This window comes from Ruegeria sp. HKCCA4812, from assembly GCF_013034245.1.
Classification (GTDB): Bacteria; Pseudomonadota; Alphaproteobacteria; order Rhodobacterales; family Rhodobacteraceae; genus Ruegeria.
Genome location: NZ_WQFQ01000003.1, coordinates 303,673 through 325,537 on the forward strand (window position 1 = coordinate 303,673; position 21,865 = coordinate 325,537).

27 protein-coding genes are annotated in these 21,865 nt (G+C 58.5%); 12 read left to right on the top strand and 15 right to left on the bottom strand.

Annotation, left to right across the window (positions count from 1 at the left end; translation table 11 throughout):
* The first annotated feature begins 154 nt into the window (after positions 1-154).
* Together GOW04_RS11785 and GOW04_RS11790 are read left to right on the top strand one after the other, a co-directional pair.
* Positions 155-913, top strand: a complete 759-nt coding sequence (locus tag GOW04_RS11785; RefSeq protein WP_171232674.1) for an electron transfer flavoprotein subunit beta/FixA family protein — start codon at positions 155-157, stop codon at positions 911-913.
* Positions 913-1,842, top strand: a complete 930-nt coding sequence (locus GOW04_RS11790) for an electron transfer flavoprotein subunit alpha/FixB family protein (RefSeq protein WP_152457107.1) — start codon at positions 913-915, stop codon at positions 1,840-1,842. Before GOW04_RS11785 ends, GOW04_RS11790 begins: the two co-directional genes overlap by 1 nt.
* A gap of 50 nt (positions 1,843-1,892) precedes the next feature.
* On the opposite strand, the gene GOW04_RS11795 is transcribed toward GOW04_RS11790, so the two are convergent.
* Complete coding sequence (locus GOW04_RS11795) at positions 1,893-2,696, bottom strand: DUF6473 family protein (RefSeq protein WP_254430128.1); 804 nt, start codon at positions 2,694-2,696, stop codon at positions 1,893-1,895.
* Between the two features lie 163 nt (positions 2,697-2,859).
* Between GOW04_RS11795 and GOW04_RS11800 the strand changes: the two genes are divergently transcribed.
* Entirely contained in the window at positions 2,860-3,735 is an 876-nt protein-coding gene (locus GOW04_RS11800; protein ID WP_152457106.1) for a 3-hydroxybutyryl-CoA dehydrogenase, read from the top strand.
* Positions 3,736-3,808: 73 nt separating this feature from the next.
* Here the strand turns inward: GOW04_RS11800 and GOW04_RS11805 are convergent, their stop codons facing one another.
* Genes GOW04_RS11805 through GOW04_RS11840 form a run of 8 tightly spaced genes read right to left on the bottom strand, consistent with a single transcriptional unit; the run spans position 3,809 to position 9,576 of the window.
* Positions 3,809-4,708 (bottom strand): lysophospholipid acyltransferase family protein, encoded by a 900-nt coding sequence (locus GOW04_RS11805; protein WP_171120236.1) that lies wholly within the window; start codon positions 4,706-4,708, stop codon positions 3,809-3,811.
* Positions 4,709-4,747: 39 nt separating this feature from the next.
* The gene (locus GOW04_RS11810) at positions 4,748-5,017 is read right to left on the bottom strand and encodes an HPr family phosphocarrier protein (protein ID WP_152457104.1); all 270 of its coding nucleotides are present in this window, start codon (positions 5,015-5,017) and stop codon (positions 4,748-4,750) included.
* A 16-nt stretch (positions 5,018-5,033) separates the two neighbouring features.
* Positions 5,034-5,426: a PTS sugar transporter subunit IIA gene (locus GOW04_RS11815; protein ID WP_152457103.1), complete on the bottom strand. Its 393-nt coding sequence runs from the start codon at positions 5,424-5,426 to the stop codon at positions 5,034-5,036.
* A complete protein-coding gene (gene rapZ / locus GOW04_RS11820) occupies positions 5,423-6,304 on the bottom strand; it encodes an RNase adapter RapZ (RefSeq protein WP_152457102.1) in 882 nt (293 codons plus the stop codon). Before rapZ ends, GOW04_RS11815 begins: the two co-directional genes overlap by 4 nt.
* Positions 6,301-6,771 (bottom strand): HPr kinase/phosphorylase, encoded by a 471-nt coding sequence (locus GOW04_RS11825; protein ID WP_171232675.1) that lies wholly within the window; start codon positions 6,769-6,771, stop codon positions 6,301-6,303. Before GOW04_RS11825 ends, rapZ begins: the two co-directional genes overlap by 4 nt.
* A 4-nt stretch (positions 6,772-6,775) precedes the next feature.
* On the bottom strand, positions 6,776-8,494 hold the full coding sequence (locus GOW04_RS11830; protein ID WP_152457100.1) for a sensor histidine kinase: 1,719 nt from the start codon (positions 8,492-8,494) through the stop codon (positions 6,776-6,778).
* A gap of 32 nt (positions 8,495-8,526) precedes the next feature.
* A complete protein-coding gene (locus GOW04_RS11835) occupies positions 8,527-9,231 on the bottom strand; it encodes a response regulator transcription factor (protein WP_171169148.1) in 705 nt (234 codons plus the stop codon).
* A gap of 21 nt (positions 9,232-9,252) precedes the next feature.
* On the bottom strand, positions 9,253-9,576 hold the full coding sequence (locus GOW04_RS11840; protein WP_171169149.1) for a hypothetical protein: 324 nt from the start codon (positions 9,574-9,576) through the stop codon (positions 9,253-9,255).
* Here GOW04_RS11840 and GOW04_RS11845 point away from each other — a divergent pair.
* The 3 genes from GOW04_RS11845 to GOW04_RS11855 all read left to right on the top strand — a co-directional run bounded on the left by GOW04_RS11845 (position 9,575) and on the right by GOW04_RS11855 (position 12,401).
* Positions 9,575-11,173 carry a phosphoenolpyruvate carboxykinase gene (locus tag GOW04_RS11845; RefSeq protein WP_152457097.1) on the top strand — a complete coding sequence of 533 codons (1,599 nt, stop codon included), beginning with the start codon at positions 9,575-9,577 and terminating at the stop codon, positions 11,171-11,173. The two genes, GOW04_RS11840 and GOW04_RS11845, sit on opposite strands and share 2 nt — an antisense overlap.
* Positions 11,174-11,531: 358 nt before the next feature.
* Positions 11,532-11,822 (top strand): hypothetical protein, encoded by a 291-nt coding sequence (locus GOW04_RS11850; RefSeq protein ID WP_152457096.1) that lies wholly within the window; start codon positions 11,532-11,534, stop codon positions 11,820-11,822.
* Positions 11,823-11,846: 24 nt separating this feature from the next.
* Positions 11,847-12,401, top strand: coding sequence for a hypothetical protein (locus GOW04_RS11855; protein WP_371814397.1), 555 nt, complete (start codon positions 11,847-11,849; stop codon positions 12,399-12,401).
* Between the two features lie 4 nt (positions 12,402-12,405).
* Here GOW04_RS11855 and GOW04_RS11860 read toward each other — a convergent pair whose 3' ends face one another.
* Entirely contained in the window at positions 12,406-13,170 is a 765-nt protein-coding gene (locus GOW04_RS11860; RefSeq protein ID WP_152457095.1) for a sulfite exporter TauE/SafE family protein, read from the bottom strand.
* A 144-nt stretch (positions 13,171-13,314) separates the two neighbouring features.
* Here GOW04_RS11860 and GOW04_RS11865 point away from each other — a divergent pair, with 144 nt between their 5' ends.
* The 3 genes from GOW04_RS11865 (at position 13,315) to GOW04_RS11875 (ending at position 16,243) form a co-directional block, all read left to right on the top strand.
* Positions 13,315-15,006, top strand: coding sequence for an acyl-CoA dehydrogenase family protein (locus GOW04_RS11865; protein ID WP_171232676.1), 1,692 nt, complete (start codon positions 13,315-13,317; stop codon positions 15,004-15,006).
* Positions 15,007-15,255: 249 nt separating this feature from the next.
* Complete coding sequence (locus GOW04_RS11870; protein WP_171232677.1) at positions 15,256-15,810, top strand: hypothetical protein; 555 nt, start codon at positions 15,256-15,258, stop codon at positions 15,808-15,810.
* 40 nt (positions 15,811-15,850) lie between these two features.
* Positions 15,851-16,243, top strand: a complete 393-nt coding sequence (locus GOW04_RS11875; protein ID WP_171232678.1) for an META domain-containing protein — start codon at positions 15,851-15,853, stop codon at positions 16,241-16,243.
* Here GOW04_RS11875 and recO read toward each other — a convergent pair.
* Positions 16,227-16,952 carry a DNA repair protein RecO gene (recO, locus tag GOW04_RS11880; protein ID WP_171205770.1) on the bottom strand — a complete coding sequence of 242 codons (726 nt, stop codon included), beginning with the start codon at positions 16,950-16,952 and terminating at the stop codon, positions 16,227-16,229. The two genes, GOW04_RS11875 and recO, sit on opposite strands and share 17 nt — an antisense overlap.
* Before the next feature lie 194 nt (positions 16,953-17,146).
* On the opposite strand from recO, the gene GOW04_RS11885 reads away from it, so the two are divergent.
* Together GOW04_RS11885 and GOW04_RS11890 are read left to right on the top strand one after the other, a co-directional pair.
* Positions 17,147-17,398, top strand: a complete 252-nt coding sequence (locus tag GOW04_RS11885) for a hypothetical protein (RefSeq protein ID WP_152457090.1) — start codon at positions 17,147-17,149, stop codon at positions 17,396-17,398.
* A gap of 358 nt (positions 17,399-17,756) precedes the next feature.
* Positions 17,757-18,077, top strand: coding sequence for a VOC family protein (locus GOW04_RS11890; protein ID WP_254430129.1), 321 nt, complete (start codon positions 17,757-17,759; stop codon positions 18,075-18,077).
* Between the two features lie 56 nt (positions 18,078-18,133).
* Here GOW04_RS11890 and GOW04_RS11895 read toward each other — a convergent pair whose 3' ends face one another.
* From GOW04_RS11895 to era, 3 genes are all read right to left on the bottom strand, one after another.
* Positions 18,134-18,457: a SemiSWEET transporter gene (locus GOW04_RS11895; RefSeq protein WP_152457088.1), complete on the bottom strand. Its 324-nt coding sequence runs from the start codon at positions 18,455-18,457 to the stop codon at positions 18,134-18,136.
* A gap of 110 nt (positions 18,458-18,567) precedes the next feature.
* The gene (locus tag GOW04_RS11900) at positions 18,568-18,897 is read right to left on the bottom strand and encodes a DUF1491 family protein (protein ID WP_152457087.1); all 330 of its coding nucleotides are present in this window, start codon (positions 18,895-18,897) and stop codon (positions 18,568-18,570) included.
* Positions 18,894-19,802, bottom strand: coding sequence for a GTPase Era (era, locus tag GOW04_RS11905; protein ID WP_152457086.1), 909 nt, complete (start codon positions 19,800-19,802; stop codon positions 18,894-18,896). The genes GOW04_RS11900 and era overlap by 4 nt, the downstream gene beginning before the upstream one ends.
* Before the next feature lie 159 nt (positions 19,803-19,961).
* On the opposite strand from era, the gene GOW04_RS11910 reads away from it, so the two are divergent.
* The gene (locus GOW04_RS11910; protein ID WP_171232679.1) at positions 19,962-21,344 is read left to right on the top strand and encodes a multicopper oxidase family protein; all 1,383 of its coding nucleotides are present in this window, start codon (positions 19,962-19,964) and stop codon (positions 21,342-21,344) included.
* Positions 21,345-21,346: 2 nt separating this feature from the next.
* Here GOW04_RS11910 and GOW04_RS11915 read toward each other — a convergent pair whose 3' ends face one another.
* Entirely contained in the window at positions 21,347-21,865 is a 519-nt protein-coding gene (locus tag GOW04_RS11915; RefSeq protein WP_171232680.1) for a GNAT family N-acetyltransferase, read from the bottom strand.

Genomic DNA, 21,865 nt, shown 5'->3' on the forward strand with positions numbered 1-21,865 from the left:
TCTTGGCAAAAAAATTGCAAAACGCGACGTCCCGACGCCATGACGTGACGATTTTGCTCTGTTGTGCCACTGCGGCAGGCGCTATCTAGTCGGTCGAGAGCATTGGTGGAGTCGCCTGCGCGGCTTACCGTTTTTTTGAGGAGAAAGCGCTACAATGAAGGTACTGGTGCCTGTCAAACGCGTGATTGACTACAATGTGAAGGTCCGCGTGAAAGCGGACGGTAGCGGTGTTGATCTCGCCAATGTCAAAATGTCGATGAACCCGTTCGACGAAATTGCAGTAGAGGAAGCGATCCGCCTGAAAGAAGCCGGCAAGGCCGACGAAGTCGTTGCTGTTTCGATCGGCGTAAAGCAGGCGCAGGAAACCTTGCGCACCGCGCTGGCCATGGGTGCCGACCGCGCAATCCTGGTTGTGGCGACTGACGATGTACACACCGATATCGAGCCTCTGGCGGTTGCCAAGATCCTGGCCAAAGTGGTCGAGGAAGAGAAGCCCGGCATTGTTCTGGCAGGCAAGCAGGCGATCGACAACGACATGAACGCCACCGGCCAGATGCTGTCGGCGCTGCTGGGCTGGTCCCAGGGCACCTTTGCGTCCGAGCTGGACATCGAAGGCGACACCGCCAAGGTCACCCGCGAGGTCGATGGCGGATTGCAGACCATCAGCGTCAAGATGCCCGCCATCATCACCGTGGACCTGCGCCTGAACGAGCCTCGCTATGCCTCGCTGCCCAACATCATGAAGGCGAAGAAAAAGCCGCTGGATGAGAAAACCGCCGCCGATTACGGCGTCGACGTCACCCCGCGTCTGGAAATCGTCAAGACCGAAGAGCCGCCGGCACGCGCGGCGGGCATCATCGTGGGCTCGGTTGACGAGCTGGTCGAGAAACTCAAAGAAGCGGGGGCTGTGTAATGGCTGTACTTCTGCTTGCCGAAGTGAACAACGGCGAACTGGCGATGGATGCGACCGCAAAGGCCGTGACCGCCGCGAAAGTGCTGGGTGACGTAACCGTTCTGGCCGCAGGCGGGTCTGCCGCTGCTGCCGGTGAGGCCGCGGCCAAGATCGACGGTGTCTCCAAGGTGCTGGTCGCCGAAGACCCGTCGCTGGGCCACCGCCTGGCGGAATCGACCGCAGCCCTGATCGTGGGCCTGGCCGATGGCTACGAGCACATCGTGGCACCGGCTACCACCGACGCCAAGAACGTGATGCCCCGCGTTGCAGCCCTGCTGGACGTGATGGTGATCTCGGATGCCTCCGGCGTGGTTGACGGCTCGACCTTCGAGCGCCCGATCTACGCGGGCAACGCGATCCAGACCGTTAAGTCGAACGACGCAAAGAAGGTCGTCACCATCCGGACCGCCAGCTTTGATGCGGCCGGCGAAGGCGGTTCGGCCGCGGTTGAGACCGTGTCGGTCGGCGAAAACCCCGGCCTGTCCGAATGGGTCGAGGACAAGGTGGCGGAAAGCGACCGTCCCGAGCTGACCTCGGCCGGCGTCGTTGTTTCGGGCGGCCGTGGTGTCGGCTCGGAAGAAGACTTCAAGCTGATCGAAACCCTGGCCGACAAGCTGGGTGCGGCGGTTGGTGCGTCGCGTGCGGCCGTTGACTCCGGCTATGCGCCGAACGACTGGCAGGTGGGTCAGACCGGCAAGGTTGTTGCCCCGGATCTGTATGTCGCCGTCGGCATCTCGGGCGCGATCCAGCACCTGGCCGGCATGAAGGACTCGAAGGTCATCGTGGCGATCAACAAAGACGAAGAGGCGCCGATCTTTCAGGTCGCCGATTTCGGCCTGGTCGCAGACCTGTTCCAGGCGGTACCGGAACTGACTGAAAAGCTCGGCTGAACCGGATATCCGGATTGATCCGCAAAGGCCCGCCAACAGGCGGGCCTTTTTCAGTTCAGGTTCCGCAAGGCGATCAGCAGGTGTTCGGCAATTTCTCGATGCGCGGACGGGCCGATCATATGTTCCGCAATCGGCTGCTGAAGCGTTCCGAACATAACATCTTCGAGAGAATCTGATTGAGCGGATACAGGCACCGAAACCTCGACGACATCAGCGCATAGCGGGCGCAGTTGTTCGATCATGGCGGCGTCGGGCACGATATGGTCGACATGCGATCCGGTTTGCCGCTGCACATGCAGCCAAAGCAGTACCACGCCGGGTTCGATCCGTTCTATCAAGTCCCCGGTGGCGCGTATCCAGACCTCTCGCAGTTCCTGCGCTACGACTTCGAAACGGGCGTCTTCTGTTGCACTCAGCTGCTCCAACAAATGGCGCACAAAATGGATTTCCGTGAAGTCAACATCCGGGTACAGCCTCAGCAAGTCCGCGGTGGGTTCTAGGAACCGATCGTTGCGACGCGGGTGTACGCGGTAAAACCGGTTCGATTGGCGCAGAAGATCGGGCACCTGCAACACGCATAGGTCTGACTGATTGGCCAGATTCAACACCCCGGGATCAGTGGACAACGCTTCGATTCCGCAAAACAGGCTGCCGAAGTTGACGCATGGCTTTCCCAATCGCTTCTCAAGCACGGCAGGAAACGGGTAATCGACGAATCTGCCGAAAGTTTCCTCTCCTCCCAGACAGGCCACATAGGGCTGATCCAACGTGCCGGGTGGACCCCGGAACCAAAGTTTCGAATTGGCATACTGGCAGGTGGACTCCCTACCGCTGTTTGTCTGATGAAAGCTCATATCAAGCCCCCCGTTTTCTCACCCGGTGCCATCTTGTGGTCATAGATATTGAGATTTTCCTAATGCGCGCATTTGAAGCGAAATTGACCGCCTTGATCCTCTTGCCGCCTGCCCCGGTCTGCCGATACTGTCGCGGTATCCTACAGGGCAAAGGCAGCTGAACATGGAAGTTAAATCGGTCGGGGTGATTGGCGCGGGGCAAATGGGCAACGGCATTGCCCATGTTATGGCGTTGGCGGGATACGACGTCTTGCTGAACGATGTCAGCCAGGATGCTCTGGAAAACGCCATTGCCACGATCGAAGGTAACCTGGCGCGGCAGGCGTCGCGTGGCAAAATCACCGACGAGGCGATGAAGGCTGCGCTGAAACGGATTACGACCACTCTTGATCTGCCGAAACTAGGTCAAACCGATCTGGTTATCGAGGCAGCAACCGAGCGGGAAACGATTAAGCAGGCGATTTTCGAGGACCTCCAACCGCACCTGCTGCCGCATACGATTCTGACGTCAAATACATCCTCGATTTCCATCACCCGCCTGGCAAGCCGCACGGATCGGCCCGAACGGTTCATGGGTTTTCATTTCATGAACCCTGTCCCTGTTATGCAATTGGTGGAATTGATCCGCGGCATCGCCACGGACGAAGAAACCTTCAACGCCTGCAAAGCGGTGGTGGATCGGTTGGGCAAAACGGCGGCCAGCGCCGAGGACTTCCCGGCCTTTATCGTGAACCGGATCCTGATGCCCATGATCAACGAGGCGGTCTACACACTCTATGAAGGTGTGGGGAACGTTCAATCCATCGACCAGTCCATGAAACTTGGGGCGAATCATCCCATGGGCCCGTTGGAATTGGCGGATTTCATCGGGTTGGATACCTGTCTGGCGATCATGAACGTGCTGCATGACGGGTTGGCTGATACCAAATATCGTCCCTGTCCTCTCCTGACGAAATATGTCGAGGCCGGGTGGCTGGGGCGCAAGACCGAGCGCGGTTTTTATGATTACCGAGGCGAAGTTCCGGTACCGACACGCTGAGGGGGCCGGCCCCCTCGCCCGGACTTTGTCCGGGCTCACCCCCGGGATATTTTTGGCCAGATGAAGACGCGGATCAGGTCTGTTCCGACTTGCCCAAAGACATGGTGTGATTTCTGAGCCAGGCCATGAAACCGCGCGGGTCGCGCTCCAGCAGCTCCATATCGTGGTCCGAAATCGGTTCGCCGATCACCGGCGACTGGGGTTTGTTGCAGGATCGGACGATCTCATGCAGCAACAGTCCCTGCCGTAGAATTGCAGAGACACGGTTGGCGATCTGATACCAGCGTGAATTGCAGCCCGGAAAGAAAATCGGGACCACACGCGCGCCGGAACGGCGGATCATCTTGGCAGTGAACACGTTCCATTCCCGCTCGATCGCAGGCCCGAACCAATCATCCGAGGACATCACAACACCGGATGGGAACAGCGCCACAACGCCGCCGTTTTTGAGATGCTCCATAGCTTTGCCGCGCATTTCCAGCATCTTGGCCTGCGCCTCGGGGTCGTGGGGAAACGGAACCGGAATCATGAATGACGTGGCCGCTTCGTCCAGACCCGTCAGAACTGAACGGGTCAGGATGCGGTAATCGCTGCGTACCCGGCCGATCAGTTCCGCCAGAATCATGCCATCGACCATACCGTGCGGGTGGTTGGCGACGACGACAACCGGGCCGGTCTTGGGAATGCGGTCAATCTGTTCCTGCGGTGTGGTCAGGTCGATTCCCATAGTCTTGAGGGCACCGCCCCAGAACCGCTGGCCGCGATAGTATTCGTTCTTTTTTTCGAACTTGTTGACCATGCGCAAAATGGTCAGCTTGCCTGTGCACCACTCGATGGCCCGAATGGCGGTCGCTGTCCAGGCATCGTCGAATGAATTCGCATAGGTCAGCGTTCTACGGTCGTAGATCTCACCCTGATCTGTGGTCCCATCCACCACCGGGTTTGTCTTGGTCTCGTGCGTCGTTTCCGCCAATTCCTGGTCTTCCCGTTCTTCCTGTCCCGGCGGGGTGGCTTAGAACCCCTCTCCGAACTTGTCGTTCACAAGCGTTTCCAGAGCTTCTGCCAATGCCTCAGCATCCGGCCCGGACGTCTCGACGTCAATAGTTGTTCCGCGCGATGCTGCCAACATCAAAAGGCCCATGATGCTGTCGCCTGATGCAGAAAGTCCGTCTTTTGACACCTCAGCATGTGCATCAAACCCCTCTACAACCTCAACCAGCTTTGCCGAGGCGCGTGCATGCAGGCCCTTTTCATTGATAATTTTCAGGCTTCGGCTCGTCATATTCAATAATCCGTTTTTAATCCAATGTCACATTCTGCGCATTGATGTACTTCCGTCCAGCCTCCATTGCCTGACGGACGGCATCACCAATGGGCAAGTGGCGACTTTTGGCCAATTTGATCAGCATCGGCAGGTTTGCCCCATACAGAATACGCCGGTCCTGAGGCGCGCAGGCACGCAGGCTGAGATTCGAGGGGCTTCCGCCAAAGAGGTCGGTGACAACAACGACACCATCGCCGGTGTCCACTTCGTCAGCGGCACGGCAGATTTCGGCCTGTTTTTCGTCCCGGTCATGGTCAGCCTCGATCGCGACCGCCACGAGGCTGGCCTGTGGTCCGACCACGTGTTGTGTGGCGGCCAGGTATTCCTGAGCCAACCCACCATGTGCAACGATCACAATTCCGATCAATCCGACCTCACATTCAACGACCGACGTTCCATCTCGCGATGCCTAATTGCCACCTGCTGCCCATCTTCCGCAAGGGCCTTTGCAACGGCCTCTGCCAGGGCAACTGATCTGTGCTGGCCCCCTGTGCACCCAAACGCCACGGAAAGATGCGCTTTGCCCTCGGCCCGAAAGGCCGGCAGCAACAGGGTCAGCAAGTCCAGCACACGTTCAAAAAACGGTAAGTAGTTAGCGTCTGACTGCACATAGTGCGCAACGTCAGGGTTTCGACCATCCGCTGCGCGAAATTCCGGGCGCCAGTATGGATTCGCCAGAAACCTGCAATCGAACACCATGTCCAATCCGCGCGGCAGACCGCGTTTGTAAGAAAAGGATTCGATGGAAACCGCCAGATGCCGCCCGCCTTGCGGGGCGAACCAGTTCTCGACCTCTTCCCGCAGCTGATGCACGTTCAGAAGGCTGGTGTCGATCAGTGTATCCGCAATCTCACGTATCGGCGCCAGCAGCTCTTTTTCGCGCTGAACGCCGGTTTCCGGGCTGGCATTCTTGGCGACGGGATGCCGCCTTCGGGTTTCCGAAAACCTGCGCACCAGAACATCATCACTGCAATCCAGATACAGAACCGTCAGATCGACCTGCGCTAAGCGGCCCAGCTTTTCAGCCAATTCTATGAAACCGATCGTCGAGAAATCCCGGTTGCGGGCATCTATACCCAATGCCATCGGACGGTCGCTGTCAGCACTGTCGAGCAAGCGCGACAAAAGACCCATCGGCAGATTGTCGATGGCTTCAAAGCCCAGATCTTCCAGCACATGAATGGCCGTGGATCTTCCTGCCCCGGAGGGCCCCGTGACAAGTACGATCCGCCTTTGTGATGTCATGTATTCGGCCATTCCGGGTTTACGCGCCCATTTCCTAGAAGCTGCATCATCGCTACAGCCAAGTTGGGCACGCCCGCGCCCCGAAGCAAGGGAACAGTTTGCCTCAGCACGGAAACCGTCAAAGGGTCGGGCAGACGCTCGGGCTCTGGCTGATCCAGATCCACAACGTAACCCAGCGGAACCGGACCACTGGGTTCGGCTTTGATCAAACCAATTTGGCGCGCCTCGATCAAACCGCGGATCTGCGATACGGTCGAAGCGATCACCCGATTCTGCCGCATCTCTAGATTGACGCGGTCATCGGCGACCAATTTCGCGCCGAACGCCATCATTTGCAACGCCAGCCCGGACTTCCCTGTGCCGGACGCACCGATGATCAAAAGCCCGCGTCCGGCAACCGAAACGCAGGAGGCATGAACACAGGCGCTGTCCTGATCTTTCGCGAGTGACAACGAATCAATATGCATGGATTTAGACGGGCAACCCCACGACAAAGCGGGCACCCAGCGGATCCGATGTGATATCGGCCTCTGTCGGGCGGATGTTCTCAGCCCAGATCACCCCGCCATGGGCTTCGACAATCTGCTTGGAGATCGCCAAGCCGAGGCCAGAATTATTGCCGAAATGTTCCGCCGGACGCTGCGAGTAGAAACGCTTGAACACTTTGGTAAGCGCCTGTTCGGGAATCCCCGGGCCGGTGTCTTCGACAACAACCAGCACGCGGTTGTCCCGCTGCCGGACCCAGACGCGAATTGCGTCATTTTCTTCGCAGAACGAAATCGCGTTGGTGATCAGATTGACAAAGACCTGCGCAAGACGCGCTTCCAGCCCGTTGATCACAATTGGCTCAGAGGGCAGATCCGTAATGTAATCGATGCCCTTGGAGCGCGCATCCTCACCCAGATACTGGCCGAGATTGCCCAGCAGCTTGAGCAGGTCAAAGGGCTGCTCTTCTTCCTTGACCAGTTCCGCATCCAGACGCGACGCATTTGATATGTCGCTGACCAGCCGGTCCAGACGCCGTACGTCATGCTCGATCACGTCCAGCAGCTTGTCGCGCTGATCCTCGCGCTTGACCATCCGCAGCGTTCCCACGGCGGATTGCAGGCTGGCCAGCGGGTTTTTGATTTCATGGGCGACATCGGCGGCAAACTGTTCGTTTGCGTCGATCCGGTTGTAGAGCGCGGTCACCATACCCCGCAAAGCGCGGCTGAGGCGTCCGATTTCATCAGGACGGGCGCTGAGGTCGGGAATGCGGATACGCCCGGGATTGACACCCGTGCCCCGGTCTTTGCCCATCTCTGCCGCGGATGCCAGATCGGCCAGCGGGTTGGCAATGGTCGAGGCCAGGACAAGGCTGAGGCCCACGGAAACCAGCAGCGCCACGACAAACATCTGAAGAATGCGCTCCTGCTCGCGGCGGGCAAGCGCGTCGATTTCACCAGCCGGGCCGGTAATCGCCACCGCGCCGGCGGGTACATCCTGATAAAGAATTGGTGCCGCAGCCACGATGACCGTCTCACCCGCGCCATCCTGTACCGCCTGCACCTGACTTTGACCGGCAATCGCTTGTGGAATAATGGTCTGAACACGCTGCGCCAACGTCGGTGCTTCGGTTTCAGTCGACCAGTTGAGCAGGTTTGACAAACCCGTCCAAACGGCATTCAGCGTGTCGCTGATCACCGTACTGCCGGTCTGCATCTCGGCCTCGGATTGCAGAAGAACCGGCATGTCAGAGGCTTGCGGGGCACCACGTGTCCAGCCGATCAGCGTGCCACTGGCGTCATAAACAAAAACCTCGCCCCCTTCGGGCAAGGTGAGGCCAGACAGGGTATCCTTGACGTCCAGGTTCCCGGCATTCTGCCCGGATTGCTGTGCGCCCTGACGCAACTGGGTTTCAAAAACGTTGCTGACAAGTTGCGCATCGCCCAGCAGATTGCGGGCGGTCTGCTGAACCTTCTCTTTTCGCGAGTCGTCCAGATACAACAACCCGGTGACCAGGATCACCAGAGCGATCAGGTTGAACGTGATGATTTTGCGCGCCAGGGGTGAACCGCGCAGCGAAAACAGGTTTCTCCGCGATCGCTTTTCCCTCAGCTCCGCTGACTCGGGGTCCTGGGGAATGACCCAGTCATCCCCAAGAACGACGTCACCGTCGCGCAATTCGCTGGCTTGTTCGGTGTCGCGCACGAGACCCCATTACCTCTTGCAGGCGGCCGCGCCTATTCTTCGTTGTACCGGTAACCGATACCATACAAGGTCTCAATCGCCGAGAACTCGGGATCAGCCGCACGCATCTTTTTCCGCAGACGCTTTATGTGGCTGTCGATCGTCCGATCATCCACATAGACCTGATCATCATAGGCGACATCCATCAACTGGTCGCGGCTTTTGACGAATCCCGGACGTTGGGCCAGGGCCTGAAGCAGCAGGAACTCGGTCACGGTCAGGGACACATCATTGCCTTTCCAGCTGACCGCATGGCGCAGCGGATCCATCCTCAGGTCGCCGCGTTCCATGACTTTGGTGTCATTGCTGTTGGATGCGACCGCATCGCCGCTTGTCGCCTCTTGGCGGCGCAGCAAAGCCCGAATGCGTTCGACCAGCAAACGCTGCGAAAAAGGCTTCTTTACATAGTCATCCGCGCCCATGCGCAGGCCCAGTACTTCGTCGATCTCATCGTCTTTCGAGGTCAGGAAGATCACCGGCATCTGCGTCTTCTGACGCAGCCGTTGCAACAGATCCATGCCGTCCATCCGCGGCATCTTAATATCCAGAACAGCCATGTCCGGCAGTTTCTTGTTGAACGCATCCAACGCGGCCTGGCCATCATTATATGTTTCAACCTCGAAACCTTCGGCTTCGAGGGTCATGGATACAGACGTAAGAATGTTTCTATCGTCATCCACAAGTGCAATCTTTGACATCGGGCTCACCCCTATTCCTGCTCACTCGCGCAATAATTCGCTTATTTGTAAGGCATTGTTGGCGGTTTTAAGACGCCGAATCAATCCGTAACTGCGAATCATGCCTTTGTTGCGGCAGGTCTGCGGCAAATTTGCCTTGATGCCCGCAAAAATCTGCCCGCTTTTCCGACATTGAATTTCTGATGGCGCTAAACCCGAACTTGGTTGCGCTAACTGCGTCAAACCCGCCTGTTCATGCCATGAACGACCGTGATAAGACGCGCTCAGCCGCCGGTTTTCCCGGCTCACTGCCCCAAAGGCGCAACGGCCAACGACCTTCGCGCCGCCACAGGAGAAGACACACATGACATCTGGACGGGTTAACCCGCAATTCCGCCTCGAAGATCAGGGCATCGAGGGTCTGGGCAATGTCTATTACAACTTCATGGAACCGGCGCTGATCGAAGAGGCGCTAAAGCGCGGCGAAGGCACACTTGGCAATGGTGGAGCGTTCCTAGTTACCACAGGAAAGTTCACCGGCCGGTCGCCCAAGGACAAACACGTGGTCAAGACCGACAGCGTTGCCGAAACCATCTGGTGGGAAAACAATGCCGAAATGAGCCCGGAGGGCTTTGACGCACTGTACGAAGACATGCTGGCCCACATGAAGGGCCGCGATTATTTTGTGCAGGACCTCGTCGGTGGCGCGGACCCGGCTTACGCAATCAATGTACGAATGATTACCGAACTGGCATGGCACAACTTGTTCATCCGCCACCTGCTGCGTCGCCCGGACCGCGAAGACCTGGATGAGTTCACGGCCGATTTCACCGTCATCAACTGCCCCAGCTTTCAGGCCGACCCGGCAAAGCACGGTTGCCGCAGCGAGACCGTGATTGCAATGAATTTCGACCGCAAACTGATCCTGATCGGCGGCACTGAATATGCCGGTGAAAACAAGAAGTCCGTTTTCACCCTGCTGAACTACATGCTTCCTGAAAAAGGCGTGATGCCGATGCATTGTTCGGCCAACCATGCTGTTGGCAACCCGGTCGATACGGCCGTGTTCTTTGGCCTGTCCGGCACCGGAAAGACCACCTTGTCCGCCGATCCTTCGCGCATACTGATCGGGGATGACGAGCACGGCTGGTCCGATCGCGGCACCTTCAACTTCGAAGGCGGTTGCTATGCCAAGACCATCAACCTGAATGCCGAGGCAGAGCCGGAAATCTATGCCACCACTTCGAAGTTCGGAACCGTGATCGAAAACATGGTCTTCGACCCCGAAACCAAGGAACTGGATTTCGACGATGACTCTCTGACCGCCAACATGCGCTGCGCCTATCCGCTCGAGTATATCTCGAACGCATCCAAAAGCGCATTGGGTGGTCACCCGAAGAATATCATCATGCTGACCTGCGATGCATTTGGCGTTCTGCCACCGATCGCGCGGCTGACGCCGGCCCAGGCCATGTATCACTTCCTGTCGGGTTTCACGTCAAAAGTGGCCGGGACCGAACGCGGCATCACCGAGCCGCAGCCGACATTCTCGACCTGTTTCGGCGCGCCGTTCATGCCCCGTCGCCCTGAGGAATACGGCAACCTGTTGCGGGACAAGATCGCCCAGCACGGCGCGACCTGCTGGCTTGTGAACACCGGCTGGACCGGCGGCGCCTATGGCGTGGGCAGCCGGATGCCGATCCGCGCGACACGCGCCTTGCTGACCGCCGCTCTGGAAGGGTCTCTGCGCGACGCCGAGTTCCGCAAGGATGCAAATTTCGGCTTTGACGTTCCGGTCTCGGTGCCGGGGGTTGCCGAAGTTCTGCTGGACCCGCGCCGTACCTGGGACGATCAGGCAGCCTTCGACAAACAGGCCGAAAAACTGGTGCAGATGTTTGCCGAGAACTTTGAACAATATCTGCCCTTCATCGACGACGACATCAAAGCCGTCGCAATTGGATAAGACAGGAAGAGGGGCCACAGCGCCCCTTTTTTATTTCGCCCACTGTACTTCTTGCTAAGGTTGTTTGTCGCAAAAAGCACATACAATTGCGTTGTTTCAAAATGCAATTTGCGCTAGCCCTGATAGTCGCTAAGACGAAAAAACCCGGCACTTCTGCGCCGGGCACTGACTGAAATTAGATTGGGGGTCGCTCATATGCGCACACTCACAACGCTGGATTGAGCAACCTAATCAGTCACCTAGTCTAAGCGAGAGGGGATGAGTGTCAATACGAGACTTGCTGACTTGCGCGTCATTCAGCATGGCTCAAACAGTCGCAATTAGGCGGCAAATGGCACGGCAAACGATAGGTAACATTATGACTGAGATCTCGAAACTCACCGAACTGCGCAAGCTGATGCAAAGCATGGAGCGTACATTAGGCTTGGAGAAACTATCTCCGGTTGAACGCGACATCTACTATGCCGCCGAAGAGCTTTCCAAGTCCGATCAGGAAGTGCGCACATTCGGTTTGATCGAGCACACGTTGGTTCAAAGTGTTTCGCGCCCAACATTCTTTCGCGCGCTGAAATCGCTGGTCGAAAAAGGCTATCTTTCTCAAAGCGGCAGCGCCAACCGGGGACGGTACATCGTTCATGCACCCAAATGATGCGATCCACCCGCGCAAGAAGCCGTGATAACTTTGCGCGGGTGGGCTACTGAAACGCTTTTGGCCTCTTTGGCCTATGTGCTGGCGTCGTTCCTTACATTCGCCGTCCTGATGCCGTTGCAGAACGTGTTTTTCCCGGAATACCCAAGCCGCGCGAGCCTGTTGTTTCTGCCGCATGGCGTGCGGGTTCTGACAGCCTGGCTGTTGGGGTGGCGCGCCGTTTTCGCATTATTGCCCGGCGTGTTCATCGTTTTTGCCTATTTGGGTGGAACGGATGTGTTCCTGCCCAGCCGCCTGATGGCCATGGCGATTGCGGTTCTGACGGTCCCGACCGTGTTTTATCTTCTGAAGGCAATCGGGTGGGATCTGTTTCCCCGTCCGGATCGCAAACCCTGTTGGATATGTGTGATGGGCGTCGGAATCGTAACGTCCTTCCTTGTCTCCGGGTTGACCAACCTGGCTTTTGGCAGCGCGACGGTGGAATATATCGCATTCCTGATCGGCGATATCTCGGGTCTGTTCTTCCTAATGCTAGGCCTGTATTTTGCTTTCCGGTTTGCCGACAAGCGCTCGGGCTGACGCGTTACCCCACCAAACCGCGTCGAAGCAGGTTCAGGCCCGCAATCAGCAAAACGAACAAGGTCGCTTTGCGAAAACTTGCCTGATCAATACGGTCCTGCAGCTTCATGCCTATCCACATCCCGGCCAGGGCCGGAACGATCAGGGCTGCCGAAAACTCAAGTGTTTCTGCGTACAGAATGCCTGATCCAAGATGTGCGACCAGCAACAAAACCGCCCCCAAACCGTAGATTACGCCCTGAATTCGAATCTGTTCGGTCTTGGGGGTGTTCAGCGCCGTCAGATAGGCAACTGTCGGAGGCCCCCAAACTCCTGACATGCCGCCGACAAACCCCGCCACGCCACCTACCACAGCCTCGACTGCGGTCGAGGGTTGGTTCAGCGCCATTCTGAACCCCAGAACTTGTAACAGCGCAAAAACTGACACAAAGCCGCCCATCAGAACCAGAAAGACAGACCCCGGGATCAATGCGACCAACTGTGCGCTGAGCAGCAGAAGAAGACCGCCAACAACAAGGAAAACCCGAAAGCGCCGAATCGAGGCGATCGCGGCGACACGGCCACCGCGTAGGGCCTGCAGCCCATTGGTCACCAGCGTCGGCAGAATAAGTCCCGCCAGGGTCAGATCCGGCGGCAGAAATGAATTCAACCCCGACACCAAAATCATGGGCATCGCGAAACCAACCATGCCTTTGACCCATCCAGAGGCAAACGCGATTGCCATAGCCAACAGCAGTTCCTGCGGGGAAAGAATGGAAAACAGGGTCATGTCCCCTAGATATCATCTGGATTTTCTTCTGCATTGCAAAAATGTTGGGGTAATATTTGAACTTTTTCGTAGCGTAATAAGTATTTTTGTTGCGCTGCACGTGCAGCATGATATGACCAGACGACCGAGGAAAGGACGCGATTCATGGCCCACGACGGACAGGATATGACCGAGATGACAACTGCTGCAGTTTTGCCCGATCTTCTGAACTTAACCCGGGCTGCCGTACCTGCGGTAGCAGCCGTTTTTGAAAAAGCCCGTGAATCGGTGCGCGGCATGGTCTCGGCGGATGGCCGTATCTCTGGTGCTTTGATCGAGGCAAACCAGACCGCCGCGCATGGATTGGCATGGCTGGCCACGTACAACCAGTCGCTGCAACAGATGCAGCGCTGGGCCGAAGCACTTCAGGCCGAAGGCAAGTTCGGCGAACTGGAGCAGTTGCTGCACCAGATCGCCTTTGGCGAGTACCTGCATCAGGTCGCTGGTGGCATCCCGATGAACCAGGGCGAGGTCGTGCGCCTTCAGGATATGGGCCTCGGCTGGGATGCGCTGTCGGGCTTTCAATCGTCCGAAGTACAGACCTTGATGGCGCAGGCAAATTCACAAGCCGCACGCAGCCGTTTGGTCGAGCTGATGCAGGATCAGGCCGGCGCCACCATGTTCGGCGCGTCGGGCCTGGACGAAGAACTGGAAATGATCCGCGACCAGTTCCGCCGCTATGCGCAGGAAAAGGTCGAACCGTACGCCCATGAATGGCACCTCAAGGATGAGCTGATCCCGCTGGAAATCATCGAAGAACTGGCGGAAATGGGCGTTTTCGGGCTGACCATCCCGGAAGAGTTTGGCGGTTTCGGCCTGTCAAAAGCCTCTATGTGTGTTGTGTCCGAAGAACTGTCGCGTGGCTATATCGGCGTGGGCTCGCTGGGCACCCGTTCGGAAATCGCGGCCGAGTTGATCATCGCCGGCGGCACGGACGAGCAAAAGGCCAACTGGCTGCCAAAACTGGCCAGCGCCGAAATTCTGCCGACCGCTGTCTTCACTGAACCCAACACCGGTTCGGATCTTGGCAGCCTGCGTACCCGTGCCGTGAAGGACGAGAACGGTGATTACCAGATCACCGGCAACAAAACCTGGATCACCCACGCCGCGCGGACCCATGTCATGACCTTGCTGGCGCGGACCGATCCCGACAGCACAGATCACCGCGGCCTGTCCATGTTCCTGGCGGAAAAGACACCGGGCACGGACGACAATCCCTTCCCCACCCCCGGCATGACCGGGGGTGAGATCGAGGTTCTGGGCTATCGCGGCATGAAGGAATACGAGCTGGGCTTTGACGGCTTCCACGTCAAGGGTGAAAACCTGCTGGGCGGTGAAGAAGGCAAGGGTTTCAAACAGCTGATGGAAACCTTTGAAAGTGCCCGCATCCAGACCGCCGCGCGCGCCATCGGCGTGGCGCAAAGCGCGCTGGATATCGCCATGCAATATGCCATCGACCGCAAGCAATTCGGCAAATCGCTGATCAACTTCCCGCGTGTCTCGGGCAAGCTGGCAATGATGGCGGTCGAGATCATGATCGCGCGCCAGCTGACCTATTTCAGCGCGTGGGAAAAAGACCACGGCCAACGCTGTGATCTTGAGGCGGGCATGGCCAAGCTGCTGGGCGCCCGTGTGGCCTGGGCAGCCGCCGATAACGGGCTGCAAATCCACGGCGGGAACGGCTTTGCACTGGAATACAAGATCAGCCGCGTTCTGTGCGACGCGCGCATTCTCAACATTTTTGAAGGGGCGGCCGAGATTCAGGCACAGGTCATCGCACGACGTCTGCTCGGGTGACCGGAACCGGCGCCCGTTTCCCCAACTGACCCGGCCATTGCGCCGGGTCTTTTTCTTGGTTTTTGAGGTTTTGTACGCCTCCTACCCACGGACCTTCCGTTTTGTACGGACCATTTTTGCATCTCTGACCGGCAGGGCAACGGCGAACCGTGTCCGCAGCAATCCAAACTTCCCCTTTGATCCCGGCCCATTCGCCGTTAGAGCGTCAGATTGACCCGACCGAAACCCGATCAGCACCTGGTACATCGCATGACCCGATCCTTCTTTGCACTTTGCGCCACTCTGGCGGTGCTCGTTCTTGCGGGCTGCACCACCCCTGCGCCAACGGCCGATCAGAGCGATGTCGAAGCGCTTGCCCAGTCGATCCGAATGCTCGGGCCGGATGTCGATCCGGTCGAGGCTCAGAGGGCGGCCGCCATCGCCTATTCCTACTCGCAGCAGTTGGCGCGGGATTGGAATGTCACCGACCCCGCCATCATCCACAACGCCAAGGTCATCAACGGGTTCCGCGAAAAGGGGCTGTGCAACGATTGGGCAGAAGCCATGACCAAGCGGCTGCGGCAGGAAAACTTCCGAACATTGGATCTGCACTGGGCCACGTCGCCGCCGACATCTTTTCGCATCATCCACCATTCGGCATTGATCAGCGCCAAGGGGGATTCGATGTATGACGGCATCATCCTTGACCCCTGGCGCAACAGTGGCGCGTTGTTCTGGGCGCCGGTGCGTGAAGATACGCGCTATAACTGGAAACCCCGGCAGGAAGTGCGTGCACTACTGCTGAACGGGTCTCTTCCCTACTGATCCGGTTCCAACGACATCCCCTATGCGCTAAGACCCAGCCATGACTCGCCTGATCCTGACCCTGCCCTTGATGGCACTGTTCCAATGCGAGAAGGACGAAACCGTCGCCGCCTATGGTGCGGCGGACCAGACCTGGGTTCTGAGGGAGATCGATGGTCAGCCCTATGAGGCGAGCGCTCTGCTGCGGTTTCCCGAAGAAGGCAGGATTACCGGGAACGCTCCGTGCAACAGCTATGACGGAACACTCAACGCGCCCTACCCGTGGTTTGAGGTTCAGAACCTCAACGCGACGCGCGCCGCCTGCGCGGGGCTCGAAGCGGAAGGGTTCTACTTTGCCGCCCTCATGGCCATGACCCAATCCGAGGTGTCAGGCAATGTGCTGATCCTGCGCAATGAGGACGGGCACGAGATGGTGTTCACAGCCGCCGAGTGACCTGATCCACGAACCGAGCCCGCGCTTCGGGCAGCGGATTATGCCCTAAAGACGGAGCAACGCGGTGCTCCAGAAAATATCCGGTCGTGCGCAGGGCCTCTGCGACCTCGACATCGGGCGCAGCGCCTTCACCTCGCAGACAAGGCGGCAGGGGCAACAGCTTGTCCGCCCATTCCCCGGCGCCATTGGCGCTGACGGAACGGCCTGTTTTGGGGGATACATAGATCAATCCTTCGGTCACACCGGTCACGGCGCAGGCTGTCAGATCAAGGCCAAAGCCAAGTTCATCAAGCAACGCGAGCTCCCATCGCAGATAGGCCAGAGGCCAGACTTCATCCTGCCCCAACAGATCCATCAACTGTTCCGTCCGGGAATAAAGCGCGGGGTGTGGTTCCCGTTCGGGCAGACAAAAGGACAACAGCGAAACGACCGCGTTCAGCCCGGACAGTGCCAGCCGCCCTGAAAACGCGGCTGCCGCGCGGGACCGCAGGGGTTCGACCTGAAAGGTGCCGATATGTTCTTCCAGCCGCGCGCGCCACAGCACGTCCAGTTGCGCCCCAGGTTGCAGGATCGGCGCGATCTTGCGGCTGGTCCCGCCGCGCACCACACCGGCGTGGCGCCCGTGGCCTTCGGTAAAGACCTCGATGATCGCCGCTGTTTCACCATGGCGGCGTAATGTCAGGAGTATTCCGTGATCGCGCCAGTCCAAAACCTGACCCTGTTGCTGGTTTGGTTGGTTCGCAGAAAATCCCAAGCGACGTTTGCACGCAAGAGCGGAAGTGCTTCAACCCCTTTTCAGCGCGCGTTCTTTTCCGAAGCCGCCATAGTTTTGTGACTTCGCGCCACCCGGCTTGTACGCGTTTTTACGACCCCCAACTGCGCTTCAACAGAAGGGGCCGCACCATGATCGATGACGAACCGAAACCCGCCACATACTACGACGAACGCGAAATCTGGACACCGGACCCAACGGCGGCAGACATGCAGGTCTATGAGACGTTTGCGTCGACCGTCGTCGAACTTGTGCAGGTGCTGGATGACAACAAGCCGATGTTGTCGAGGGATGTCTACGCACGCTTTTCTGCGTCTCTCCTGCACCTGTCCAGGGTGTTGGGCGAGTACGAAGACGGGTGGAACGGCGGACATGGCGCGTGATCCCAAGACATGCATAGACTGAAGGGCAGAGCATCGGCTTTTCATTGCAACGGTCCGGCACGATATAGCGACCAGACCTGACCACGGTGGATTCCGTTGTGCCTCAACATGAACCCGCCGCCATTCTTCAGATCACCAATGTGCCCCGCCAGAACGCGCCTGCTGCCCCTTGGCCGATGGAAACCCCGTCTGTCGTCCGGGGTGTCGCCAACTGCGGGCAAAAGAATGCGTTGCTTTAATCCCGTTCAGGCCATAATGTTCTTCTTATGTTCTACAGCGGGATTCCCAAAATGTCTCTTAATTACGTCATGATCGGTTCCACGACGTTGCCAAGGCACGCAGCTATTACGACGCGGTTATGCCCCGGATCGGCGGAAAGGTCGTCGCCGAGTATATGCCGCATGCTGTATGCTATGAGCTGCGCGGTGGCGGATGCATATGGGGCGCGACACCCTTCGACAAAAAAGACGCGACAATCGGCAACGGAAACATGGTTGGCCTGCTGTGCCAAAGCACAGAAGAAGTGCGTGATGCGCACGCGGCCGCGCTTGCAAATGGCGGAACAAACGAAGGTGATCCGGGGGACCGCCCCCAATATGGCCCAAACTTTTTTGGTGCCTACGCACGCGACCCTGACGGGAACAAGATGAGCTTTGTCTATTTTGGCGACGCGGATTGATGGCCCCACGCATCGTCTGCGACCGCGAACAAGAAAGACCCAAGCCAGCGTAAAGTTCAGAACGTCACACCCGCATGAACCAGAATTCCTATGACCATCAGCAGGTTCAGCACCATCGAGATACCGTTGCCCACATAGATGGGCAACTTGCCCACCACCAGACCATACGCAAACCACAGGAAGGACAGCCCGGCATAAAGCGACCAGGACAGAAGCGACTGACCAGTAGCGTGTTCTGAATGGGTAAAGTAGAGCTTGACCAGTTGCGGAAGCGTGGCAAAAGGACCAACAACCCCGACAAAGACCATGAAGCTTTCGAACCGCTGCATCCAGTGGCCGAGTTCCGATTTTTCCAGTTTCTCAGCAAGCGTTTCAGCCACGAAAGCACCTCTTGGTTGCGCCTGTCCACAGGGCAAGCCAGCCCTGCCAGTGTAATTGCCGGGGTAAAATAGTCATTTTGGTCTCTGCGTCAAAGACCCTTCAGTACTGGTCACTCAAGCCCTTCTTCGCCCAGCAGGTGCCGCCCCTGCCGGTCTTCGACCTCGATCACCCAGAGGTCGGGGTCAAAGCTGCGTTGGCGCTGGATGGCTTGGTCCACGTCACCTTCAAGACCGGACGAGAGTTCGACCCATTTCCGTTCGCCACTCATCAGATCAAAGCTGCGTTGGAAGGCAACGGCCTGCCCGTCCAGTGTGTTCAGCTTGACCAGAACTGCGCCTGCGGTGTCATCGCCATGGGCCACCACATAGGCCGGGATATCCTGAAATCGCAGCCGCGCCAAATAGGCGTGAACCCAGAATTCCGCCGTCAGCCGCGTCATGCGTTTCCGTCTTTGAAATCCAGCCCCATTTCCGAATACCGCTCGGATTCTTCCAGCCAATTGGGCCGGACCTTCACTTGCAGGAACAGGTGAATCCTGCGGTCGAGGAACTCTTCCAGCTCGGCGCGCGCGGCCTGGCTGACGGCTTTGATCGTCTCACCCTTTTTGCCAAGCACGATGCCTTTGTGGCCGTCACGCATGACATAGATGACCTGATCAATCTTGGCAGAGCCGTCTTTGCGCTCTTCCCAGTTTTCGGTCTCGACGGTCAGTTGATAGGGCAATTCCTGATGCAGGCGCAGGGTCAGCTTCTCGCGCGTCATTTCGGCGGCGATCATGCGCAGGGGCAGATCGGCGATCTGGTCTTCGGGATACAACCACGGGCCTTCAGGCAGTTCAGAGGCCAGCCACTTGCGCAGGTCCTCGACGCCGTGTCCCTTTTCAGCAGAGATCATGAAGGTTTCGGCAAACGGGTAGCGTGCGTTCAGGTCACTGGTCAGCGCCAGCAGCTTCTCGGACGGCACCTTGTCGATCTTGTTGATGGCCAACGCGATCGTGCGGCCTTGCCCGATCTCTTCGAGACCTTCGAGGATGCGCTCGACGCCTTCAGTAATGCCACGATGCGCCTCGACCATAAGCACAACGATGTCGGCATCCGCGGCCCCGCCCCATGCGGCGGCGACCATGGCGCGATCCAAGCGGCGGCGGGGTTTGAACAGCCCCGGCGTGTCGACGAAAACCAGCTGCGCGTCGCCCTCCATCGCCACGCCACGGATACGCGCGCGGGTGGTCTGCACCTTATGCGTCACGATCGACACCTTGGCCCCGACCATGTGGTTCAGCAGGGTGGACTTGCCCGCATTGGGCTCTCCGATCAGGGCAATAAATCCGGCGCGTGTGGTCATGAGTCTGGCGATCCTGTTTGCAGGTGCGCACCCCTATAGCAGAAAGGTCCGGCGGACCAGAGGGATTTGTCGCATTGCAGCCTTGCGCTTGAGGTGTCAGATGGACGCGGACGCCCAGCCAATCCCAGCCCGGCATCAGATCCGTTCAGTGAGGTTCTCATGAAACGTCGCGAGTTTCTTCTTGGAAGCAGCGCCGCCGCCGGTGCTCTGGGTTTGGGAGGGTTGTCTCTGGCGGCCAGCGATCCCGTTCGGGAACTGGTGGTGCAACCTGCCAGCTATCGGTTGCGCGGTCAGCTGACCACGGGGATGGTCAGCCTGTCACCGGATGCGCCGCCGCCGGTTCTTTACGGGCGCCAGGGCGAAACACTGCGTCTGACGGTGCGCAATACCCTGCCCGATTATACTGCGATGCATTGGCACGGGCTGCGTATCCGAAACGAAATGGACGGTGTGCCCTATCTGACCCAGATGCCCATCGGCGAGAACGAAAGCTTTTCCTATGAACTCACGCCGCCGGATGCAGGCACGTATTGGTATCATCCCCATTGCATGACGATGGACCAGATGGCCCATGGGCTGACCGGTGTGATGGTGATTGCCGAACCGGAAGACCCGGGATTCGACAGCGAACAGGTGATCAATCTACGGGATTTCCGGTTGGACGAAGACGACGCGTTTCTGCCGGCCTATACTGCCCGCGGCGCGGCGCGGGCCGGCACGTTCGGCAACGTGCAGACCGCCAATTGGCGGAGCGAGGCAGTATATGACCACGCCGCGGGCAGCCTGGTGCGCGTACGGGTGGTCAACACGGACACGACCCGTATCTACAACTTGCATCCCGAAGGGGCCGAGACCCGTATCATCGCATGGGACGGACATCCGGTAGAAACAGACGTAACACGGCCCACAGCAGCCCAGCCGCTCTTGCTGGCCCCGGGTCAAAGGGTGGATTTGGCCGTTCGGATGCCGGACGACGAAGGGCAATCAGCCCTGCTGTTGGCAAAGTTTCCCGGACAGAAGCACCGTGCCATGGTCCGGTTGCGGGCCACGGGACACTCCATCGCGCGTGATCTGCGAGAGCTGCGCCCATTGCAGGCAAACCCTGTCCCGCGCCCTGATCTTGATCAGGCCGAGTTGCATGAGTTCGTGTTCGGCTGGACCCCGGAAGGCGGCGCCCCGAATGACGGGTTCTGCGGGTCTTTGGGCTATAGTTTCTGGTCGATCAACCGCACGCCCTGGCCGGGCGATGCGGCGCAGGGAACCGGACCGCTGGCCGTTCTGCAACGGGGCAAGAGCTATGTTCTGCGACTGCGCAATGAATCGCCCAATCTACACCCGATCCACCTGCACGGGCTGGCCTTCGTTCCGCTGACGTCGAACCTGCGCAAACTGCCACCGTTGCTGTCCGATACCATGCTTTTGTTCAAAGACGAGACCGTCGACATCGCGCTGGTCGCGGACAATCCCGGCGACTGGGCGTTTCATTGCCACGTGATCGAACACCAGAAAACCGGGCTGACCGGGTTCATCCGGGTGATTTGACACTAGCCCAGTGGTGGCAGGTTCAACGCCAGAACGTGGTTCGGATAGGTTTGGTCCGCGATACGGAAATCCGTGACGCCGACCTGACGGAAGCCTTTGGACAGGTAGAAATCGATGGCCGGAGCGTTTTCGGAATTGGTCGTCAGCCAAATTTCGGTGCGGCCTTTGTTGCGGCAATGGTCAATGGCCACCTGCAACAAAGCTGACCCGATGCCCTTTCCGTGGTGACGCGGCTGCACGTAAAAGGTCACGATCTCAAGATCGGACAGCCCGTCGATCGGGGCGGGACGGCCCTCTGCCAACCGAATGTACCCATCTATGCCATCGCGGTTTTCCGAAACAATCAGAAGGTCCTTGCCTTCTTCAAGCAGCGCTTCGAACCGTGCAGTGGTGAACTCGGACAGTGCAAACTCGGCGAAGAAGGCGCTCACGCCATGGCGCAGATAGGTGCTGATCCAGACTTCGATCGACAGCGCCGCCAGGCTGGCGGCGTCCGATTCCCGGGCTGGTCTGAGCCGCAT

What these genes read in the sequence shown, in the direction of transcription:
- GOW04_RS11850 (WP_152457096.1), top strand. Translation starts at nt 11,532, where the DNA reads ATGACTGAGATCTCGAAACTCACCGAACTGCGCAAGCTGATGCAAAGC.
- GOW04_RS11910 (WP_171232679.1), top strand. Translation starts at nt 19,962, where the DNA reads ATGAAACGTCGCGAGTTTCTTCTTGGAAGCAGCGCCGCCGCCGGTGCT.
- GOW04_RS11900 (WP_152457087.1), bottom strand. Translation starts at nt 18,897, where the DNA reads ATGACGCGGCTGACGGCGGAATTCTGGGTTCACGCCTATTTGGCGCGG.
- GOW04_RS11885 (WP_152457090.1), top strand. Translation starts at nt 17,147, where the DNA reads ATGATCGATGACGAACCGAAACCCGCCACATACTACGACGAACGCGAA.
- GOW04_RS11785 (WP_171232674.1), top strand. Translation starts at nt 155, where the DNA reads ATGAAGGTACTGGTGCCTGTCAAACGCGTGATTGACTACAATGTGAAG.
- GOW04_RS11870 (WP_171232677.1), top strand. Translation starts at nt 15,256, where the DNA reads ATGACCCGATCCTTCTTTGCACTTTGCGCCACTCTGGCGGTGCTCGTT.
- GOW04_RS11810 (WP_152457104.1), bottom strand. Translation starts at nt 5,017, where the DNA reads ATGACGAGCCGAAGCCTGAAAATTATCAATGAAAAGGGCCTGCATGCA.
- GOW04_RS11800 (WP_152457106.1), top strand. Translation starts at nt 2,860, where the DNA reads ATGGAAGTTAAATCGGTCGGGGTGATTGGCGCGGGGCAAATGGGCAAC.
- GOW04_RS11915 (WP_171232680.1), bottom strand. Translation starts at nt 21,865, where the DNA reads ATGCGGCTCAGACCAGCCCGGGAATCGGACGCCGCCAGCCTGGCGGCG.
- GOW04_RS11865 (WP_171232676.1), top strand. Translation starts at nt 13,315, where the DNA reads ATGGCCCACGACGGACAGGATATGACCGAGATGACAACTGCTGCAGTT.
- GOW04_RS11845 (WP_152457097.1), top strand. Translation starts at nt 9,575, where the DNA reads ATGACATCTGGACGGGTTAACCCGCAATTCCGCCTCGAAGATCAGGGC.
- GOW04_RS11860 (WP_152457095.1), bottom strand. Translation starts at nt 13,170, where the DNA reads ATGACCCTGTTTTCCATTCTTTCCCCGCAGGAACTGCTGTTGGCTATG.
- rapZ (WP_152457102.1), bottom strand. Translation starts at nt 6,304, where the DNA reads ATGACATCACAAAGGCGGATCGTACTTGTCACGGGGCCCTCCGGGGCA.
- GOW04_RS11875 (WP_171232678.1), top strand. Translation starts at nt 15,851, where the DNA reads ATGACTCGCCTGATCCTGACCCTGCCCTTGATGGCACTGTTCCAATGC.
- GOW04_RS11890 (WP_254430129.1), top strand. Translation starts at nt 17,757, where the DNA reads ATGCCCCGGATCGGCGGAAAGGTCGTCGCCGAGTATATGCCGCATGCT.
- GOW04_RS11825 (WP_171232675.1), bottom strand. Translation starts at nt 6,771, where the DNA reads ATGCATATTGATTCGTTGTCACTCGCGAAAGATCAGGACAGCGCCTGT.
- GOW04_RS11790 (WP_152457107.1), top strand. Translation starts at nt 913, where the DNA reads ATGGCTGTACTTCTGCTTGCCGAAGTGAACAACGGCGAACTGGCGATG.
- GOW04_RS11795 (WP_254430128.1), bottom strand. Translation starts at nt 2,696, where the DNA reads ATGAGCTTTCATCAGACAAACAGCGGTAGGGAGTCCACCTGCCAGTAT.
- era (WP_152457086.1), bottom strand. Translation starts at nt 19,802, where the DNA reads ATGACCACACGCGCCGGATTTATTGCCCTGATCGGAGAGCCCAATGCG.
- GOW04_RS11840 (WP_171169149.1), bottom strand. Translation starts at nt 9,576, where the DNA reads ATGTGTGTCTTCTCCTGTGGCGGCGCGAAGGTCGTTGGCCGTTGCGCC.
- GOW04_RS11835 (WP_171169148.1), bottom strand. Translation starts at nt 9,231, where the DNA reads ATGTCAAAGATTGCACTTGTGGATGACGATAGAAACATTCTTACGTCT.